The organism is Kibdelosporangium phytohabitans, assembly GCF_001302585.1.
Lineage (GTDB): Bacteria > Actinomycetota > Actinomycetes > Mycobacteriales > Pseudonocardiaceae > Kibdelosporangium > Kibdelosporangium phytohabitans.
In genome coordinates this window covers 458615-474581 of the sequence record NZ_CP012752.1, presented here as the reverse complement: position 1 = coordinate 474581, position 15967 = coordinate 458615, and the positions used below count along the sequence as shown (strand labels likewise).

Below are 15967 nucleotides of genomic sequence, written 5' to 3'. Positions count from 1 at the left end.
ACTCACCCAGGTTTCATTGCGGCCGAACGAGTGGGAACAGGATCGTCTCCCTGATCCCGAGTCCGGTGAGTGCCATCAGTAGCCGGTCGATACCCATTCCGACTCCACCGCTGGGTGGCATTCCGTACTCCAGTGCGCGCAGAAAGTCCTCGTCCAACTGCATCGCCTCATCGTCGCCCGCCGCTCCCAGCCTGGCCTGATCGACCAGTCTTTGCCGTTCGACGACCGGGTCGACCAGTTCGGAGTATCCTGTTGCGAGTTCGAAACCGCGCACGTAAAGATCCCATTTTTCCGCCACTCCCGGCGTGTCGCGATGCTGGCGTGTCAACGGGGAAGTCTCGACGGGGAAATCACGGACGAAAGTCGGGGCGACGAGGTGGTCGCCGACCAGGTGCTCCCACAGCTCCTCGACCAGCTTGCCGTGGCCCAGCTTGGGCGCCACTTCCAGGCCGACGCGCTCGGCGAACTTGCGCAACTGCTCGACCGCGGTCTCCGGCGTGACCTCTTCGCCGAGGGCGTCCGACAACGATCCGTACATTGTCAGCGCGGTCCATTCACCGGAAAGGTCGTACTCCGACCCGTCCACCAGGGTGACCACCTGGGTACCGAAAACCGCCTCGGCCGCCTCCTGCATCAGCTCACGAGTCAGCGCACCGACCGAGTCGTAAGTCGCGTACGCCTGGTAGTACTCCAGCATCGCGAACTCGGGTGAATGCGATGAATCGCTTCCCTCATTGCGGAAGTTCCGGTTGATCTCGAAGACCTTCTCGATCCCGCCGACCACGCAGCGCTTGAGGTACAGCTCCGGCGCGATCCGCAGGTAGAGGTCGATGTCGAAGGCGTTGGAGTGGGTGGTGAACGGCCGGGCCGCGGCGCCGCCGTGCAGCGTCTGCAGCATCGGCGTCTCCACCTCGGTGAACCCGCGCCGGTGGAAGCTCTCGCGCAGCGACCGCATCACCGCCGCCCTGGTCTCCACGACCTGGCGGGCCTGCGGGCGCATGATCAGGTCGACGTAGCGCTGCCTGATCCTGGTCTCCTCGGACAGCTCCTTGTGCGCGACCGGCAGCGGGCGCAGCGACTTGGCGGCCATCCGCCATTCCGCGGCCATCACCGAGAGCTCACCGCGCTTCGACGTGATCACCTCGCCGCGCACGAACACGTGGTCACCGAGGTCGACGTCGGCCTTCCAGGACGCGAGCGACTCCTCGCCGACGTTGGCGAGGCTCAGCATCGCCTGCAACTCGGCGCCGTCGCCTTCGCGCAGGGTGGCGAAGCACAGCTTGCCGGTGTTGCGCAGGAACATCACCCGGCCGGTGACCCCGACCTCCTCGCCGGTGGACGCGCCCGGTTCGAGCCGCGGGTACTTCGCCCGCACCTCGGCCAGCGAGTGGGTGCGCGGCAGTTCGACCGGGTAGGCCTCGACACCGGCGGCGAGCAGCCGCTCCCGCTTCTCCCTGCGGATACGCATCTGCTCGGGGAGGTCGTCTTGCTCGGGCGCTGGGGGAACCTGCTGGTCGCTCACGGCTGCAAAGGGTACGGAAAAGCCCGGCGACGAAGCCAACCGGATATGGATAGCTTGGCTCCCGTGACCGAACCCGATGCCGAACTGCACGCCCGACGAGCCAGCTCGTTCGGTGCCAGCGCTGAACAGTACGCGCCTACCGCCCCGGTTATGCGTCCGCCGCGATCGACTGGGTGCTGCCGCAAGGCGCCACCGACGTTCTCGACCTCGCGGCGGGGACCGGAAAACTCACCGAGTCATTGATCGGGCGAGGGCTGAACGTGACCGCGGTCGAACCGGGCGCGGCGATGCTCGCCGAACTCGGAAAACGATTTCCCTCGGTGACGGCACTGCTCGGCGCGGCCGAACAGATCCCGTTGCCCGATTCCAGTGTCGACGCGGTAGTCGTCGGCCAGGCGTTTCATTGGTTCGACGCACCGGTCGCCCTTACCGAGATTGGCGGGGTGTTGCGACCCGCCGGGACGCTCGGCGCGCTGTGGAACAACGAGGACGACGAAGTGCCCTGGGTTTCCACATTCGACAGGCTGCGCCGGACCGAGTTGGCGGATCATCCACTGATCCGGGCCCCTCGGCGAGCACCCGCTGTTCCCCGGCTTCGAGCGCAGGGATTTCCGGCATTCGGTGCGGTACACGATCGAAAGCCTGATCGGGATGGTCTGCACGCATTCCAACGTGCTCGTGGCGAGCGCGGAGGAACGCGCGGTCGCCGTCGAGCGGATGCGCGCCTTCCTGACCGCACAGCCGGAAACCTCGTCCGGCGAGTTCGGCTTTCCGTTCAGGACGCTCGCCTACCGGGCTAAAAGCGCCGTCACTGCCTGACGTTGCGTTCGAACACCAGCCGCAGGCCGAGCAGCGTCAAATCCGGGTGGTGGTGCTGGATCGTCTCGGACTCGGCGATGACCAGCGGGGCGAGGCCGCCGGTGGCGATCACCGCGACCGGTCCGGCTTTGTCGTGGCCTTGTGACCGCAACTCGGCGATGATCCGATTGACCAGTCCGTCGACCTGGCCCGCGAAGCCGTAGAGAATGCCGGACTGCAGGCATTCCACGGTGTTGCGGCCGATCACCGACCGCGGCCGGACCAGTTCCACCTTGCGCAGCGCGGCCGCGCGGGCGGCCAGCGCGTCGACCGAGATCTCGATGCCCGGCGCGAAAACCCCGCCGAGGAACTCGCCCTTCGCCGAGATCACGTCGATGTTCGTGGACGTGCCGAAGTCGACGACGACACAGGCGGTGCTGTACAGGTGGTGCGCCGCCAGAGTGTTGATCACCCGGTCGCCGCCGACCTCCCTGGGGTTGTCCACAAGCAACGGCACGCCGCTGCGAACCCCTGGCTCCACAATGAGTTGCGGCACGTCGGCGTAATAGCGGTCGAGCATCACCCGCAGTTCCCGCAGAACGGCGGGAACCGTCGACAACGCGGACACAGCCGTGACCTGGTCGGCGTACTCGCCGAGCAGACCGCGCATGGTCAGCGCCAGTTCGTCGGCCGTCATGCCGGCGACCGTGCGCATCCGCCAGTCGCGGATCAACTGGTCGCCGGAGTACAGGCCGAGGACGATGTTGGTGTTGCCGACGTCGATCGCGAAGAGCACGTCAGGAATTCTCCGGCTGGAGCAGGGCGTCCAGCGCGGCGGCGTCCGCGGTCTCCGCGGTCGGCTCGAGGTCGGCGCCGCTGAGCAGGCCGGAACCCGCCGGTGCGGTGGCCGGGTCGGTGCCGAGTTCGACGACCTTGTTGTGGCCGTCGACGAACACGACCTTCGGCCGGAAGGACGCGGCCTCGGCGCTGTCCATGATCCCGTAGGCGATCATGATCACGGTGTCGCCGGGGTGCACCAGGTGCGCGGCGGCGCCGTTGATGCCGATCACGCCGCTGCCTCTCGGGCCCTCGATGACGTAGGTGTCCAACCGCGCGCCGTTGGTCACGTCCACGATGGTGACCTGTTCGCCCGCCAGCAGATCGGCGGCGTGCATCAGGTCGGCGTCCACCGTGACCGAGCCGACGTAGTGCAGGTCGGCCTGGGTGACCGTGGCCCGGTGGATCTTGGACTTCAGCATGGTGCGCAGCATGGTCGGCGTTACCCCCTTCACAGCCCCGGCTCGGGCGGTTCGCCCATGCGGAGGCCGGTGTTGTCGATGAGTCTCGTCGTTCCGACCCGGGCGGCGACGAGCAGTCTGGCCTCACCCTGCTCCGGCGCCGGGCCGAGATCGGGCGCGCGCAGTTCGAGGTAGTCGACGACCACCTCCGGGTGCGCGGCCAGGACTTCCTTGGCTGCCTTGATGACTTCGGCGGCCCCGAGCCTGCCCGCGTACGCGCCCGCGGACAGCGCGGCGGAGAGAGCGACCGCGCTCTCCCGCTCACTGGGGCTGAGGTAGACGTTGCGCGACGACAGCGCGAGGCCGTCGGGTTCGCGGACGGTCGGCACGCCGATCACACGGGTGTCCATGTCCAGGTCGGCGACCATCCGCTTGATCAGCACGAGCTGCTGGTAGTCCTTCTCGCCGAACAGCGCGAAATCCGGCCGGACGATGTTGAACAGCTTGTTCACGACGGTGAGCACGCCGTCGAAGTGTCCTTTGCGGACACGTCCGTCCAGCTCGTCGCCGACCGGTCCGGAGTGGACGGTCACCTGCGACCCCGGCGGGTACATGTCCTCGCGCTCCGGGGTGAACACGATCTCCACGCGTTCCTCGCGGCACGCGTCCAGGTCGGTGTCGAGCTGCCGGGGGTAGCGGTCCAGGTCCTCGTTCGGCCCGAACTGCAACGGGTTCACGAAGATCGACGTGACCACGACGGTGTTCGGGATGTTGCGCGCGCGGCGGATCAGCTCGCGGTGCCCGGCGTGCAACGCGCCCATCGTCGGCACCAGCACGATCTTGGTGCCGACCGCGCGCAGCGCGCGCGTGATCCTGGTGACCTCCGCCGGTTTGCTGAGCACGTGCAGCGCGCCGCGGGTGAACTCGGGTGCCTTGGGTGCGGTCACTCAGTGCTCCTCATCGATGGCCTGGAAGACGTCCGGCGAGAGATCCCCGCGCAGCAGGCCGCTGTCGGTGGCCCGGCGCGCGGTCCGCCGCGCCAGTTCCCGATAGCTCGCCACGAGCTCAGGCGCGTTGTCCCGCAACACCTTCAGATGCTTGCGCACTGTACCGGCATCGCCTCTGGCCACCGGACCGGTCAGCGCCCGGTCGCCGTGCCGCAGCGAATTGTCCAGCGCGGCGGACAGGAGCGGTCCCAGCAGGCGCTCCGGCGTGCCGACCCCGGACTGCCGCAACAGGTCGGCCGAGTCGGCGATCAGCGTGATCAGGTGGTTCGCGGCGTGCGCCAACGCGGTGTGGTACGCCGGGCGCGCGTGCGACGGCACGCGGATGGGGTCCGATCCCATCTCCACGACCAACGCCTCACCGACGTTCCACGCGGCCTCGTCGTCGTCCTGCGCGGTCACCCCGACCGAACAGGCGACAAGACGGTCAAGATCCTCAGCGCGACCGGTGAACGTCATCACCGGGTGCAGCGCCAGGGGCAACGCGCCCTGGTCGGCCGCGGGCCGCAGCACGTCGACGCCGTGCGCGCCGGACGTGTGCACCACGATCTGCCCCGGCCGCAACGCACCGGCGGCAGCCAGCCCCCGGACCATGCCTTCGAGTGCGTCGTCCGGCAACGCCAGCAGGACCAGGTCGGCCTTGCTGACGACCTCGTCGGGCGGCAGCAACGGCACCCCGGGCAGCAAGTCCTCGGCCCGCCGCACCGAGTCGCGCGACACCCCGGACGCGGCGACCACCGCGTGCCCGGCCCTGGCCAGCGCGGCACCCATCACCGCGCCGACCCGGCCGGCGGACACCACGCCCACACCGAGGCGCGCGGGACGACTCATGCCGGTTGTCCTTTCGTCAAGCCAAGGTCAGAGGGTAACTATTGGCGTCTGGCAGCGCTGACCGCCGTGGCCCGGCTCACGCGAACTGCCTGCTCGAGCAGCCGTTCGGCCTCGTCGCCGGGGTGGCTGTGCCGGTGGAACGCCAGCTCGGTGACGGCTGTCTGGTAGTCGGCGACTGCCCGGCCCGCCTCCGGCCCCGACTTGCGGGCGACCTTCCTGCGCCATTCGCGCCTGCGTTTGAGGTTGGCCAGCACCTCCACCTCGCCCGCGGCGATGAGACCCTCGCTGACCAGCCGGGGAAGCGCCGCGGCGATGATCTTCTGCTCCCGTTTGCGCGCCCAGTTCACCAGGACCGCGGCCATGACGAAAACCGGGAGCATGATCAGGAAGTACACGTTGAGGAACGTGGTCGCGTTGCCGAGCGTGGCAGCGGAGTTCCACAACGCGTGCAGCACGACGGCGGCCAGGTACCCGCCGACCGGCGCCGCGACCTTGACCCACTTCGTGCTCGTGCCTGCGGCGACACCGATCCCGATGCCCGTCATGACAGTGAACAGCGGGTGGGTGAACGGCGACATCACCCCGCGCAGGATGAACGCGGCGATGACCCCGGCGGTCTGCGCGGTCCCGAACCCGTGCTCACCGAAGATGCGCCCGAAGTAGTAGATGTTCTCGGTGAACGCGAACCCGGCCGCGCACGTCCCGGCGTAGACGATGCCGTCGATGACGCCGTTGAACTCCTGCCGTTTCCACAGGTAGATCCCGAGCACGAACGCCGCCTTCGCGGCTTCCTCGATCAGCGGGGCGGAAACGACGGCCGCGATGGTGTCCCCGCCGCCCTTGCCGAGCAGCAGGTCACCGACAGCCTCGGCGGTGTTGTTGATGAGCAGGGCGGTGAGCGTGGCCCCGAACGCACCCCACGCGAACCCCAGCCACAACAGCTTGGCGGGTTCCGGCTCCCACCGGTCGATCCACAGGAACACGGCGACCACAGGCCCGACGGGCAGCAACGCACCGGCGAACCCGACGAGCTCGGCGACGATGCCAACCCGCGCGGTGAGGTAGGCGAAGACCGCGATACCGGCGAGGCTGAGCAGAATGAGCCCGACGATGGGCAGCAGAACGGTCTTACGCCGTGGCGTCGGCCGAACGGGCACGGCCGGCTCCTGGATCATCACAGCGCGGAACTTTATCTGCCCGGTTTCGCCGCGAATGCGCCCTTGCCCGAAAGAGCGAACTCAGTCCGCACGCCGCCTGCGCCGCCGGGGCGCGTCCCCGCCCGATCCGTACGCGGCCAGCAGCTCGTTCACGGACTTGCCCGCGGCGTGTGATCCGCCCGGCTCCGGGTCGGCCTCGACCGCGGGCTGGGTGTGGCTGCCGGACTGCTGCTGCCGCGCCTGGTAGGTCTCCTGCCAGGACGGCGCGTCTTCGGCCCGGCGCCGACGCCCGCCACCGGCAGCCTCAGCGGCGGCGGCGGCGGTGGGCTCGGGGGCACGCCGACGTCCACCGGCCTCTTCGACGGGCGCGGCCGGAGGAGCGACAACCCGGGTTGAAGGCTCGGGCTTGCGGACAGGTGGTGGCGGCGGGGGCGGCTCAGGAGTGGCCCGGGCAGCCGGTTTGCTGACGACCGTCGGCTCCGGCAAAGGCTGGATCCGCGTCGGCGCCTCCGGCTCCTGGCGCTGCGCCGGCCTGTTGACCTGCGCATCGGGATCCAACCGCTGGGACATCGACGGCTGCGGCTGGACGCGGGTGGCCGCTTCGGCGTCCGGCCGCGGCATCGGACGGCTGTCCTGCGCCGCGGGCGCCTCGGCGTCCGGGCGTTGCATCGGACGGCTGACCTGCGGCTCCGGCTTCTTCGGCGGACGCGGCGGGCGTCCGGCCTGCTGCCGCGGCTGAGCCGCGGCCACCGGGGGCGGCGTGTCGCGCTCCCAGGAAGGCGTCCAGTTCGGGTCGATGCCCTCGCCCAGGCTGTTGGCCGAATCACCGGCCACCGGCCGGTGGTACGCGTTGTCCTGCCGCCCGACCGGGGTCACCGGGTCCCACCAGCCTGAACCCGGGTCCGCCGGGTCGTCGCGCCTGGGCTGGCGAATCTGCACCTGGCGTTCGGCCGGTTCACGCGGCGGACGCTGCTGCTGCGGCCGTTGCGGCTGCGGGCGGGCGCTGCCGCCGCCGTGACCCGCGTTGCTGCGGGGCCGTTCGACCACGCGCTCGATCAGTTCGGTCTGCGGCTCGCTGATGACCACCGGCTGCTGGCTCGCGGCCGGGCTGAGCCGTTTGACGACCTGCGCGGACTGCGGCAGCTGGTGCGACTCGTCCGGCAACGACCGCATCCTGGTCGCCTGCGCCTGCAACGCGAACCGCTCGACGAGGACCTCGCCGCCGAGCAACGTCTGCAACGTCTCCCGCAGCTGGCCGAGCTCGGTGCGCAGCGCGTCGATGTCCGCGCGGGACTGCTCCTCGGCCTTGCGCTTGGCGTCGGCCTCCAGCTCCAGCTCGTACTCGCGCCGGGCGGCGATCTCACGCTCCAGCTCGAGCTCGTAGATCGCCTGCATGCTCTGGGCGTCGTCGGTCTTGTCAGCGACCTGGCGGCGGAACCGCGCGGCGAGGAACGCCCCGACGAGCGCGGCCCACAACGCGGCGAGGATGCCCATCTTGAGGAACCGGGCGTCGTCGGTGAGGACGAGGATCAGCGTCGCACCGAGTACCAGGACAAGCGCGCCGCCCAGCAGAATGCGCGCGGTACTCGGCACCCTGATCGAGTCGCGCGTCGAGGAGGCTCGGCCGGACATGCCTAACACCGTACCCGTCAGTTATCGCTCCGAGACCTGCTCGTGGCCGAAGGTGCGATGAACCTGCGCTTTGCGTCGATCAACGGTCGTCGGGTTGCTTCGGTTCGTCCGGAGTTTTGCAGCAGTGCTCGAGCCACAGCCCCGCCGCGATCAGCGCGGCGGCACAGAGCGCACCGATCACGGCACTGGACGTGTCGTTCCCGGCCGCGACCACGTCCGAACGCTTGGGAAACACGTAGGCGAACACACCGGCCCACGCGCCGAGCATGATCGCACCGAGCACGGAGGACGCCTTGGCCAGCGCGACCGCGCGGGCGGCGGTCAGCGCCTCCACCGGCTTGTCCCGCCTCGTCCCGCGGATGCGTGACCGCAGTGAGAAAGCCAACACCACGTCGACGACCGCGATGACCACGAGCGTGACACCGGCGAGGGTGGGCAGCGGGGGCATCGAGCCGTAGGCCGACTGCAGGATCAGGTACAGCACGACCGCGGCGAGCAGACCCGCGATGACCAGGTCGCGTGGCCTGGTGAACTTCACACCGCCTCCAGCTTGAGATCGTCCCGGCGCCGCACGCCCTCGTCGCCCAGCACCGCCAGCACCTCGGCGATCGGGCCGTGTCCCGGCAGCGTGGCGTCCGGCTGCACGTCCAGCCACGGCACCAGCACGAAAGCCCGTTCGTGCGCCCGCGGATGCGGCAGTTCCAGCCTCGGGTCGGTGCTCGTGACGCCGGTAACAGTAATTACGTCCACATCGAGCGACCGAGGGCCCCACCGGACCTCACGGACGCGTCCGGCGGCGTTCTCGAGCTCGTGCGCGCGGCGCAACCAGTCCCACTCGTCGAAATCCTCGTGGGAGGCGACCACGATCGCGTTGAGGAAGTCGTCCTGGTCGGTCACGCCCCACGGCGCGGTCTCGTACACAGCGGACACGGCGAGCGCCGGCAAACCATCCACGGCGGACTGCAGGTTCGCGAGCCGATCGCCCATGTTGGACCCGATCGACAGGACGGCGGTGGTCATCCGCGGTGCCGCCGGACACTGACCGCCACGTCGGCGAACGTCAGCGGGATCGGCGCGGCCGGCTTGTGCACGGTGACCTCGACCGACGTGACCCGCTCGTCGGTGAGCACGTCGTCGGCGATCTCACCGGCCACCGTCTCGATCAGGTCCCGCGCCGGGCCGGCGACGATCGCCGCCGCGCGTTCGGCCAGTTCGCCGTAGTGCAGCGTCTTGGCCAGGTCGTCGGTCTCGGCGGCGGCGCCCAGATCGAGCCAGACCGTGATGTCGACGACGAAGTCCTGTCCGTCGCGCTTCTCGTGCTCGAACACACCGTGGTTGCCACGTACACGCAGCCCGGTGAGCGTGATCCGGTCGCTCACACCCGCTCCCATTCCGCCACTACCCGGACCGCGTCCAGCGATCGCACCACGTCGTGCACGCGGACACCCCAGACGCCCTTGGCAGCGGCCATCGTCGAAATCGCCGCGGTCGCGTCCTCGCGACCGTCCGGGGGCCGCGGCGTGCCGTCGCCGCCGGCGAGCAGCCTGCCGATGAAACGTTTGCGCGACGCCCCGACCAGCACGGGATACCCCAGGTCGAGGAACGCGTCCAGCCGCCGCAGCAACGCCCAGTCGTGCGGGGCGTGCTTGGCGAACCCGAGGCCCGGGTCGATCACGATCGCGTCGGGCGCGACACCGGCCGCCAGCGCCGCGTCGACACGCTGGCACAGCTCGGCGCGCACCTCGGCGACCACGTCGCCGTACTCGGCGAGCGAGTTCATGTCCTTGCTGTGGCCACGCCAGTGCATCAGGACCCACGGCACCCCGGCGGCGGCGACCACGCTGGCCATGTCCTTGTCCGCGAGGCCACCGGACACGTCGTTCACCACGGTCGCGCCCGCCGCCAGCGCGGCCTCCGCGACCTGGGCCCGCATGGTGTCCACGCTGATCCGCACACCCGCGGACGTCAGCTCCTTGATCACCGGCTCGATCCGGCCGATCTCCACCTCGGCGGCCACCCGTTCGGCGCCCGGCCGCGTCGACTCGCCGCCAACGTCGATCAGGTCCGCGCCCGCGTCCCACATCTGGTGCGCGTGCCGCAACGCGTCGTCGACCGAGAGGTAACGGCCGCCGTCGGAGAAGGAGTCAGGTGTCACGTTCAGGACACCCATCACCACGCAACGGCCGGGATCGGGCAGCAGCCGATGCGTCATCGACGGGCCTTGATCAGGTCCAACGCCTCCGCACGCGACGACGCCGACGTCTTGAACTGGCCGCGCACGGCCGAAGTCGTGGTGCGCGCGCCCGGCTTGCGGATGCCGCGCATCGACATGCAGAGGTGTTCGGCTTCCATCACCACGATCACGCCGCGCGGCTGCAACGTCCGCATCAGCGAGTCCGCGATCTGCGACGTCAGCCGCTCCTGCACCTGCGGGCGCTTGGCGTACGCGTCGACCAGCCTGGCCAGTTTGGACAGCCCGGTGACCTTGCCGTGCTCGTTCGGGATGTAGCCGACGTGCGCGACCCCGTGGAACGGCAGCAGATGATGTTCGCAGCAGCTGTACATCGGGATGTCGGTGACCATCACGAGTTCCTCGTGGGACTCGTCGAAAGTCTTGGCCAGCACGGTGTCCGGGTCCATGTACAGACCCGCGAACATCTCGCGGTACGCACGGGCCACACGGGCCGGTGTCTCGGCGAGACCCTCGCGGTCGGGGTCCTCGCCGCACGCCAGCAGCAACTCACGCACGGCCCTCTCGGCGCGTGCCTGGTCGAAAACGGGACGAACGGAGCGAGCGCCGTCCACAGAGGATGCGCCCGCCCCGTTCGATGACTCGATGCTCAGTTCTTACCGTCCCGGTCATCCTGGTCCGGCTGCGGCGGCGAGGTCGCCGGACGCCAGCCGGGAGGCGCGCCGTAGTGCGGCGGGCCGCCTGGCCTGCCCTCCGGCGCGGAGTACGGGCCCGGGCTCGCCGGAAGGCCGTTGGGCACCTGCCCGTTGTTGGCCTCCTTCGGCAGGTCCTTGGCCCCGCCGACGGCACCGACCGGGGTCGGCTCCGGCTCCTCCTGGATCGGCGGCCACGGCTCGCCGCGTTCCATCGCCAGCTCGCCCTTGGTCTTGATCGGCGGCTTGTCGGACGGCACGCGCTCTCCGAAGTCGTTGAACGCGGTGATCCGGGGCCGCTTCTCCACCCGGGAGAAGATCCGCTCGAGGTCCTTGCGCTGCAAGGTCTCCTTGTCGAGCAGCTCGACCACGAGCTCGTCGAGCACGTCGCGGTAGGTGTTGAGCACCTCCCACGCCTCGGTGTGCGCCGCCTCGATGAGCTTGCGCACCTCCTCGTCGATGCCCTGCGCGACCTCGTGCGAGTAGTCCGGGGACGTGCCCATGGACCTGCCGAGGAACGGGTCGCCGTGGTCCGAGCCGTACTTCACGGCGCCGAGCTTGGCGCTCATGCCGTACTCGGTCACCATCGCCTTGGCGATCTTGGTGGCCTGCTCGATGTCGGACGACGCGCCCGTGGTCGGCTCGTGGAACACCAGCTCCTCGGCCGAGCGGCCACCCAGTGCGAACACCAGGCGGGCGATCATCTCCGAACGGGTCATCAAGCCCTTGTCGTCCTCGGGCACGACCAGCGCGTGCCCACCGGTGCGGCCACGCGGCAGGATCGTCAGCTTGTAGACCGGTTCGAGGTCCGGCATCGCCCACGCGGCGAGCGCGTGCCCGCCTTCGTGGTACGCCGTGATCTTCTTCTCCTTCTCGGAGATGATCCGGCTCTTGCGGGCCGGGCCGCCGATCACGCGGTCGACCGACTCCTCCAGCGCGGCGTTGTCGATCGTCGAGCCGTTCTGCCGGGCGGTCAGCAGCGCGGCCTCGTTGAGCACGTTGGCCAGGTCCGCGCCGGACATGCCGACTGTGCGCTTGGCCAGGCTCTGCAGCTCGACGTCCGGCGCCATCGGCTTGCCCTTGGCGTGCACCTCGAGGATCTTGCGACGACCCGTCAGGTCCGGTGCGGACACCGGGATCTGCCGGTCGAAGCGGCCGGGACGCAGCAGCGCCGGGTCGAGGATGTCGGGCCGGTTGGTCGCGGCGATCAGGATGATCCCGCCGCGCGCGTCGAAGCCGTCCATCTCGACGAGCAGCTGGTTGAGCGTTTGTTCGCGCTCGTCGTGACCACCGCCGAGGCCGGCACCACGCTGACGGCCCACCGCGTCGATCTCGTCGACGAAGATGATGCACGGCGCGTTCTGCTTGGCCTGTTCGAACAGGTCACGGACACGCGAGGCACCGACACCGACGAACATCTCGACGAAGTCGGAGCCGGAGATCGTGTAGAACGGCACACCGGCCTCACCGGCGACGGCCCTGGCGAGCAGGGTCTTGCCGGTTCCCGGCGGCCCGTAGAGCAGCACGCCCTTCGGGATCTTCGCGCCGAGTGCCTGGTAGCGGCCCGGGTTCTGCAGGAAGTCCTTGATCTCGTACAGCTCTTCGACAGCCTCGTCGGCGCCTGCCACGTCGGCGAACGTGGTCTTCGGCATGTCCTTCGACAGCTGCTTGGCCTTGGACTTGCCGAAGTTCATCACCCGGTTCCCGCCGCCCTGGACGTTGTTCATCATCCAGAGCAGGAGCAGTCCGAGCAGCACCAGGGGGATCGCGAACAACAGGATCTGGGTGAAGATCGAGTCCTGTGTGACCTTCGTCTCGAATTCCACGTTGTTCGTGCGCAGTACGTTGAACACGTCGTCGCCGGCCTGCGCCGGGAACGAGGTGATCAGCTGCTTCTGGTTGTCCGCCTTCGACGCGTCCTTGAGGACCAGCTTGAGCTGCTGTTCCTTGTCCTCGAGGGTCGCCTTCTCCACGTTGCCGCTGTTGATCTGGGCGATCGCCTTGGTCGTGGAGACCTGGGTGAACCCGCGGTTGGAGTCGAAGATCGTGCTGAACGCGAGGTACAGCAGGACCACTGCCAGTATCCAGAGCAGCGGGTTGCGGAGCAGTCGCTTGCGGTCCATTCACTTACGGCCGCCGGGCGGCCTCGACCCTCCCTGACTTGCATTTCGGGTAGTGAGCCCCACTACCCGGCCGGCGGGGCAATCCGGTCCATCCAGCGTACCGCCCACTTCTGGCACATCACGCGCCAAGTGAACGAGCGTAGCCCGTCCTCCCGGCGCGCGTGCGCCTGACAGTGCAGATAACGGCTGGATTCCCCTGTTCGGTTCCCGGCCATCCTGAGGGAGTCCTCAGGATGAGTAGACAGCTGGTTCCAACGTGCCGATGTACGGCAGGTCGCGGTAGCGCTCGGCGTAGTCGAGGCCGTAGCCGACGACGAACTCGTTGGGGATCTCGAAGCCGACGTACTCGACCGGGACCTCGACCTTCACCGCTTCCGGCTTGCGCAGCAGCGTGCACACGCGCAGCGTGGCCGGGCCGCGCGAGGCCAGGTTCTTGAGCAGCCACGACAGCGTCAGGCCCGAGTCGATGATGTCCTCGACGATCAGCACGTCCCGGCCGGCGATGTCCCGGTCGAGGTCCTTGAGGATCCGCACCACACCCGAGCTCGACGTGGCCGAGCCGTACGAGCTGACCGCCATGAACTCCAGTTGGACGGGCACTGGCAGCGCACGCGCCAGGTCTGTCATGAACATCACCGCGCCCTTGAGCACACCGACGAGCACCAGGTCCTGCCGCGCGCCGCCGGCCGGATAGTCCTCGGCGATCTGCTTGGCGAGTTCGGCGATCTTCTCGTTGATCTCTTGCTCGGTGATCAGCACGGAGGCGATGTCGCCGTCGTACACGCCGTCTCCCTCTCAACTTGATTTCCCTGCCGGCGGTTGCACGCAGAGCCTGCCATGGCGGCGGCACACCACAAAGCCGCCCGGCAGCCAGACACCACCCTGACCACGCCATTCACCCACCAGTGCGTCGACCGACCGCAGGTGGCCGTCGGTGAGTTCGGGCACTCCGGCGTCTTTCAGCCAGGTTCGCAGCGCACGGCGGCGCAGCGCGGGCGGATGTGGCTCCAGGTCGGTGACCAGCACGTTCCCGGTGTCGTGGCGGATCATGGCGGCCATCGCGTCCAGCGCGTCGAGATCCTCACGGAGCTGCTCGGCGGTCCGTGCGAGCGCTCCCGCGACGCCACCCTGCAGCACCTCCTCCATGAGGGGGATCACGTCGTGCCGGAGGCGTACCCGCGTGAACGACGGGTCGCTGTTGTGCGGATCGGCCCACGGTTGGAGCCCCAACTCCGCACATGCCGCGACCGTGACGGCCCGGCGGACCTTCAGCAGCGGACGCCCCCACGGCGGGTCGTACGGGCGCATGCCCGCGATCGACCGCGGCCCGGAGCCGCGGCCCAGTCCAAGCAGGACTGTCTCGGCTTGGTCGTCCATGGTGTGGCCGAGCAGGATCACGCCGTCGTGGGCACTTCTGAGCGCCTGGTAGCGCACCCGCCTGGCCGCCGCTTCCAGCCCACCCGGGCCCGTCACCTCGACCCGCAGGACGCGCGCGTCCACGCCGATGGTCTTGAGCTGGGCCGCGGCCTCCTCGGCCACGCCGGCGGAGCCGTGCTGCAGGCCGTGATCCACGATCAAACCGGTCACATCGGTCAGCGTCGCCGTCGCCGCGGCGAGGGCGAGCGAGTCCGCGCCGCCGGACACCGCGACGGCGACCGGCCCTTGTGGGGTTGTGTTCAGCAGATCCTTGACGGCCTTGCGGATGATCAGGGTCGCACTCGGCGCAGCCATGCGTCCGGGTCCGAGATCTCCGAGCGGCGCGGCAGGGTGTCGGCCGAGGTCCACACGGCGTTGAAACCGTCCATCCCGGCCTCACCGACGACGTGCCTGGTGAACGCGGCACCCGCGGCGTACTGCTTGACCTTCGCGTCCACGCCGAGCAGCGTGCGCAGCACCCGGTCGAGCAGCCCACCGCCGCGGCGGCGTTCGGTGAACCGGTTGCGGATGACGTCCACAGTCGGCACGACCGTCGGGCCGACCGCGTCCATCACGTAGTCCGCGTGCCCTTCGAGCAGTGTGGACAGTGCGATGAGCCGGTCGAACACCTCGCGCTGCTCGGCGGACTGCAACAGTTCCATCAACGTGACCGGATCCGACGAGGCGTTCGGGTCGAGCGAGCGGCGGCGCGCCTCTTTGATGACGTCGGGGAAACGGTTCAGCGCGCTGGCGGCGCTGTCGTCCATTCCGGACAGGAACTTCTTGACCTGGCCGGAGAAGTAGTCCTTGAGCCACGGCACGGCGGTGAACTGCAGCCGGTGCGTGCACTCGTGCAGGCAGACCCACATCTGGAAGTCACGGGACGGCACGTCCAACGCCCGGTGCGCGCCGATGATGTTGGGCGCGACGAGCAACAGGCGGCCGTCGTTGAACGGGTCGTACTGGCCGAGCACGCGTGCGCCGAGGAACGCCAGCACCATGCCCGCCTGGACACCGGCACTGCCCGCCATGACCGCACCGACCGGACCCGCGTACGCACGCGGCAACGCGCCGTCGGTCAGGACGTCGAGGCCTTCGGCGGCGGCTCTGATCCACCCCGGCCGGTCCACCACCTCACCTGGCGGCAGCGGCAGACCGTGACCGAGACCCGTGAGGTCACGGACGTGCCCTTCGGCGACGTCGGTGGCGTCACGCAGATCCCTGACGGTGGCCTCGGCCTCCGCCATCGGAACGTCGGGTCCGCGCCGGACCAGGCGCTGCCCGGTCGAGATGGCCAATGACCAGTCGACCGGCGAACCCGTCCCTCGCCTGAGCTCAGTCGCCGCTTCCACGCCACTGACGC

Annotated in this window: 17 protein-coding genes and 1 pseudogene; 2 read left to right on the top strand and 16 right to left on the bottom strand. The window is 69.3% G+C overall.

Annotated features, from left to right (window positions below):
- Positions 1–13 precede the first annotated feature (13 nt).
- Positions 14–1468, bottom strand: a complete 1455-nt coding sequence (lysS, locus tag AOZ06_RS02255; RefSeq protein WP_054296365.1) for a lysine--tRNA ligase — start codon at positions 1466–1468, stop codon at positions 14–16.
- Positions 1469–1695: 227 nt separating this feature from the next.
- On the opposite strand from lysS, the pseudogene AOZ06_RS61605 reads away from it, so the two are divergent.
- Positions 1696–1929: pseudogene (locus AOZ06_RS61605) on the top strand (class I SAM-dependent methyltransferase); the annotation flags it as partial.
- 214 nt (positions 1930–2143) lie between these two features.
- On the top strand, positions 2144–2341 hold the full coding sequence (locus tag AOZ06_RS61600; RefSeq protein ID WP_054287875.1) for a hypothetical protein: 198 nt from the start codon (positions 2144–2146) through the stop codon (positions 2339–2341).
- On the opposite strand, the gene AOZ06_RS02245 is transcribed toward AOZ06_RS61600, so the two are convergent.
- From AOZ06_RS02245 to AOZ06_RS02175, 15 genes are all read right to left on the bottom strand, one after another.
- Positions 2331–3116, bottom strand: coding sequence for a type III pantothenate kinase (locus tag AOZ06_RS02245; RefSeq protein ID WP_054287874.1), 786 nt, complete (start codon positions 3114–3116; stop codon positions 2331–2333). The two genes, AOZ06_RS61600 and AOZ06_RS02245, sit on opposite strands and share 11 nt — an antisense overlap.
- 1 nt (position 3117) lies before the next feature.
- Complete coding sequence (gene panD, locus AOZ06_RS02240) at positions 3118–3591, bottom strand: aspartate 1-decarboxylase (RefSeq protein WP_054287873.1); 474 nt, start codon at positions 3589–3591, stop codon at positions 3118–3120.
- A gap of 17 nt (positions 3592–3608) precedes the next feature.
- A complete protein-coding gene (panC, locus tag AOZ06_RS02235) occupies positions 3609–4505 on the bottom strand; it encodes a pantoate--beta-alanine ligase (RefSeq protein ID WP_054287872.1) in 897 nt (298 codons plus the stop codon).
- Positions 4506–5393, bottom strand: coding sequence for a Rossmann-like and DUF2520 domain-containing protein (locus AOZ06_RS02230; protein WP_054287871.1), 888 nt, complete (start codon positions 5391–5393; stop codon positions 4506–4508).
- A 38-nt stretch (positions 5394–5431) separates the two neighbouring features.
- Positions 5432–6550 carry a PrsW family intramembrane metalloprotease gene (locus AOZ06_RS02225; protein ID WP_236952046.1) on the bottom strand — a complete coding sequence of 373 codons (1119 nt, stop codon included), beginning with the start codon at positions 6548–6550 and terminating at the stop codon, positions 5432–5434.
- Positions 6551–6631: 81 nt separating this feature from the next.
- Entirely contained in the window at positions 6632–8182 is a 1551-nt protein-coding gene (locus tag AOZ06_RS02220) for a DUF6779 domain-containing protein (RefSeq protein WP_054287869.1), read from the bottom strand.
- A gap of 79 nt (positions 8183–8261) precedes the next feature.
- Entirely contained in the window at positions 8262–8720 is a 459-nt protein-coding gene (locus tag AOZ06_RS02215) for a DUF3180 domain-containing protein (protein WP_054287868.1), read from the bottom strand.
- Positions 8717–9202 (bottom strand): 2-amino-4-hydroxy-6-hydroxymethyldihydropteridine diphosphokinase, encoded by a 486-nt coding sequence (folK, locus tag AOZ06_RS02210; protein ID WP_054287867.1) that lies wholly within the window; start codon positions 9200–9202, stop codon positions 8717–8719. The genes AOZ06_RS02215 and folK overlap by 4 nt, the downstream gene beginning before the upstream one ends.
- Positions 9199–9561 carry a dihydroneopterin aldolase gene (gene folB / locus AOZ06_RS02205; protein ID WP_054287866.1) on the bottom strand — a complete coding sequence of 121 codons (363 nt, stop codon included), beginning with the start codon at positions 9559–9561 and terminating at the stop codon, positions 9199–9201. The genes folK and folB overlap by 4 nt, the downstream gene beginning before the upstream one ends.
- Positions 9558–10394: a dihydropteroate synthase gene (gene folP, locus AOZ06_RS02200; RefSeq protein ID WP_054287865.1), complete on the bottom strand. Its 837-nt coding sequence runs from the start codon at positions 10392–10394 to the stop codon at positions 9558–9560. The genes folB and folP overlap by 4 nt, the downstream gene beginning before the upstream one ends.
- Entirely contained in the window at positions 10391–11020 is a 630-nt protein-coding gene (gene folE / locus AOZ06_RS02195; protein ID WP_417999961.1) for a GTP cyclohydrolase I FolE, read from the bottom strand. Before folE ends, folP begins: the two co-directional genes overlap by 4 nt.
- Before the next feature lie 2 nt (positions 11021–11022).
- Positions 11023–13188, bottom strand: a complete 2166-nt coding sequence (ftsH, locus tag AOZ06_RS02190) for an ATP-dependent zinc metalloprotease FtsH (RefSeq protein WP_054287863.1) — start codon at positions 13186–13188, stop codon at positions 11023–11025.
- A 228-nt stretch (positions 13189–13416) separates the two neighbouring features.
- Positions 13417–13971 carry a hypoxanthine phosphoribosyltransferase gene (hpt, locus tag AOZ06_RS02185; RefSeq protein ID WP_054287862.1) on the bottom strand — a complete coding sequence of 185 codons (555 nt, stop codon included), beginning with the start codon at positions 13969–13971 and terminating at the stop codon, positions 13417–13419.
- Between the two features lie 12 nt (positions 13972–13983).
- Complete coding sequence (tilS, locus tag AOZ06_RS02180) at positions 13984–14919, bottom strand: tRNA lysidine(34) synthetase TilS (RefSeq protein WP_054287861.1); 936 nt, start codon at positions 14917–14919, stop codon at positions 13984–13986.
- Complete coding sequence (locus AOZ06_RS02175; protein WP_054287860.1) at positions 14895–15956, bottom strand: zinc-dependent metalloprotease; 1062 nt, start codon at positions 15954–15956, stop codon at positions 14895–14897. The genes tilS and AOZ06_RS02175 overlap by 25 nt, the downstream gene beginning before the upstream one ends.
- Between the last annotated feature and the right edge of the window lie 11 nt (positions 15957–15967).